Below are 3,482 nucleotides of genomic sequence, written 5' to 3'. Positions count from 1 at the left end.
TCCAGTACCGTATTGTCAAAACAGACTGGTCGAACTTTAATGAACTGAATGATTACTCCTACCTGGCCAAAGATGTGATGAAAGAGAATAACCACATTACGGTTTATTATAAAGGGCAGCTGATTTACGGAACCGAACCTTCAGCAGGTTCTATGTCATTAAAGAGCGCCCCGCTGGCCGTAGCTCCGCCGCAGCGCGATATCAGCAATGAAGGAATTATAGTACACCAGGGCCTTTCTCCAAACGGGGATGGTATTAATGATGTGCTGATCATAGACGGATTAACCGCCTACCCGGATAATAAATTAACGATCATGAACCGCAGTGGTGTTAAAATATTTGAAGCAAAAGGCTATGATAACAGCTCGAAAGTATTCGACGGGCATTCCAGCATAGGCGGTGCCATGCAGCAGCCGGGTACCTATTTTTACACGCTGGAATATAAGAAGGGTGAAGAAAATAAACATAAAACCGGTTTCATCATCATTAAATACTAATAGCACGGCATGATCCCGGATATGAATAAAATTTATAATAACAAGACCCCCCTGTTTGTTGCATTAAGCCTGTGCCTGTTACTTATAGTAACAGGCTACAGCGCTTGTGCCCAGCAGCAAGCCTTTAGTTATACCCAGTACATGGATAACTTAACACCGTTTAACCCGGCCTATTCGCTTTTGGATAAAGCAGGCTCAATTCATACCCTGGCACGCAAGCAATGGGTAGGGATAGACGGGGCGCCGGTAACCTACCTGATCAACGGGAACCTGCCCATCGAATCGATTGACGCTGCAGCAGGACTAATCGTATTTAATAACCAGTTGGCCATTGAACATCAAACCGAAGTAAATGCCTATTTTGCAAAAGGGGTCCAGTTAAATTCAGAGAGCTATTTAGCCGTCTCGCTCAATGCGGGTGTACGGAATTATGCAGCCAATTATTCTACATTGGATTCTAATGATCCAACCTTCAGGAATGATGTAAGGGGAACCAAACCCAATATTGGATTTGGTGTAATCTATTATACCGGATGGTATTACCTGGGAATCTCGGCACCCGAGCTTACCATAACCAGTTTGGGTACCGCATCTATTCAAAACAATTCCAATTTCAGGAGTCATTATTACTTTTCGGGGGCATTGCTGACCAATATCAACGAGGATATCAAATTTAAACCGGCAACATTGGTTGCTTATGCAAAAGGAGTACCGCTTGTTGCGGATATATCCGGTACAATGTATATAAAAGAGACCCTGGGGCTTGGCATTAACTACCGTACCGATAAAACAATGGCTGGGATTCTTACATTAAATATGAATGCCTTTCATATAGGTTACAGCTACCAGTTAGGCACCTCATCAGCCAACCTGGGGGGCTTTAATAACGCTACCCATGAGATATCGCTGAGCTACCGGTTTGGGAAACTTCTGAATAATATTAATTTACTATAGCCCTGTTCATTTTAAAATCCGGGAATTCATTTCCCGGATTTTTTTTTGCGATAAAAAGGCTATTGTCTTGCTTGTGATGATGCCCGGATAACAAGTTCCGCATCCAGAATAACTGTTTCCGGCCTACTCCCCTCATCATTGGTGCGGGTAAGAATAGTAAGCATCAAAGCGACCAAATGGCTGGCGATTGCTGTAATTGGTTGGGATATGGCAGTAACAGGCGGTGAATGTAATTTAAACAACCTGCTATCGTCAAATACAATTACAGCCACATCCTGCGGAATCCGGAGGCCAAGATTCCTGATCGCTTCCAGTCCGTTTTCGGCAATATAGTTTGTTGAAAAGTAAAGCGCGTCGATGGCGTTGTTCTCTTTCAGGAAATTTTCAATTTCAACTATGCTTTGTTCCCTTTGGCTATGATACCTTATTTTTTTAATTATTGGCGATTGTTTTAAATCAGTTATTGCTTTTAGGTACCCATTTTGCCGTTCAATCATTTGAAATTGCTCGGATACCAATGTTATTAATGCAATATTTTGATACCCTTCATGCACCAAATGCTTTACTCCCGAAAAGCTTGCAAAAAAATTGTTTACCAGAACGGTATCAGCTTTAATATTCCCGAGCGGGCGATCGAATATAACGATAGGAAAACCATCTTCCAATAACTCGCTGACGGCGGATTCAATACCCGGCGCCGGCGCGATAATAAAACCATCAACACCATGATTTTTAAAAGCAAGTATTAAATCCTTGGCTTTCCTGGTGTCATTTTCTGTACTTCCATAAATGATCTGATAGCCTTTGTTGTATGCATGTTCTTCAGTCGCTCTTGCAATAGATGAAAAAAACGGATCAGAAATGTCTTCAATCATCATACCCAGAATTTTGGTTTTTCCCGCTCTGAATCCCTGGGCTATTTTATTGGGTATATAACCAACATTCTTTACATAATTCAGGACTTTATTTTCTAAATCAGGAGTAATCCCATATTCTTTTGCCTTCCCGTTCAGGATAAATGAAACCGTAGTTTTAGAAATGTTTAATTGGTTTGCGATGTCCTTTATTCCTAACTTCTTTTTCATAAAAGCTCCCGGGCATATTACACTTTGAAATGTTCAGGTTTATTTTAAATAGTTGTGGTTAATCATTCCGTTTTGATAAATCTTAAACCCTCAACATGCTCACCAACAAATATATCCGCCATATCGCCCGTTTTGTAAAACGACGGCTTATTAACCATATCATCCGAGATGATCTGATCTGCGATTTTCAGGTTCTCAAACGTTATATTTTTGATTCCCCGTTTCTCATCATAACCAGCAATAATTGACATGTTCGCGTTTTTACCTGCATAGTGAATATTTTTAAAATAAACATTCTCTATACCATCACCGGGCGACGTATTATACTTATGATTAAACATTACCCTGATATTGATAAGCTGGCCCTTACTTATGCTTTCAACTGCAATATTTTCAAATCGAATATCGCGCAGCAAATTGCTATCCCCGGCATTTAACGACATACATCCCTGGTAATCTATCTGGTTTTCATGCTGATTAAGTATGATTACATTTTTGAATTTTATGTTTTCGAGCGTATCCGGATTTTTACTATCGCCATGAGTGCCTACCAGGATAGGATGGGCTACATCAGCCCACAAAATTGAATTACTTACAGTTAAGTTCTTTACATTACCATAATAATCCCAACGGTGCCCATATACGGCCACACAGTCGTCAGAATTTCGCATAAAAACATGATCAATCAAAATATCTTTACTACAGAACACATCAATTCCATCTGCATTGCCCTCTGAACTGAATGATTTAAGATCTTTTACATTTACTTTCTCCGATTGACCGATAAGTACCGAATATTTATGAGGAATAACGATAATGCCGCTGATCTCGACGTTTTTTGAATATTGAACGAGAATGGCATCCTTTCTTGCTGTCACAGAATCAGTTGACTTGTTATTTTCGTGCCGGGCAGACTCTTGTCCAACATTTAATTGTGTTAAAATAC

The 3,482-nt window shown here is 40.2% G+C and carries 4 protein-coding genes; 2 read left to right on the top strand and 2 right to left on the bottom strand.

The genetic code is table 11. From position 1 onward, the window contains the following. Together AC1DPZ_RS24150 and AC1DPZ_RS24145 are read left to right on the top strand one after the other, a co-directional pair. Nucleotides 1–497: gliding motility-associated C-terminal domain-containing protein (locus tag AC1DPZ_RS24150; RefSeq protein ID WP_477408283.1), on the top strand; the 497-nt coding region annotated here is incomplete at its 5' end. Between the two features lie 21 nt (nt 498–518). Further along, nucleotides 519–1,451 (top strand): PorP/SprF family type IX secretion system membrane protein, encoded by a 933-nt coding sequence (locus AC1DPZ_RS24145; RefSeq protein WP_477408281.1) that lies wholly within the window; start codon nt 519–521, stop codon nt 1,449–1,451. 59 nt (nt 1,452–1,510) lie between these two features. Here AC1DPZ_RS24145 and AC1DPZ_RS24140 read toward each other — a convergent pair whose 3' ends face one another. Both AC1DPZ_RS24140 and AC1DPZ_RS24135 read right to left on the bottom strand, forming a co-directional pair. Further along, a complete protein-coding gene (locus AC1DPZ_RS24140; protein ID WP_477408279.1) occupies nt 1,511–2,536 on the bottom strand; it encodes a LacI family DNA-binding transcriptional regulator in 1,026 nt (341 codons plus the stop codon). 62 nt (nt 2,537–2,598) lie between these two features. Then, nucleotides 2,599–3,482 (bottom strand): glycosyl hydrolase family 28 protein (locus AC1DPZ_RS24135; protein WP_477408277.1); only part of this gene is annotated, 884 nt, incomplete at its 5' end.

This window comes from Mucilaginibacter sp. P4_G9, from assembly GCF_056400985.1.
This window is presented reverse-complemented; position numbering and strand designations above follow the sequence as displayed.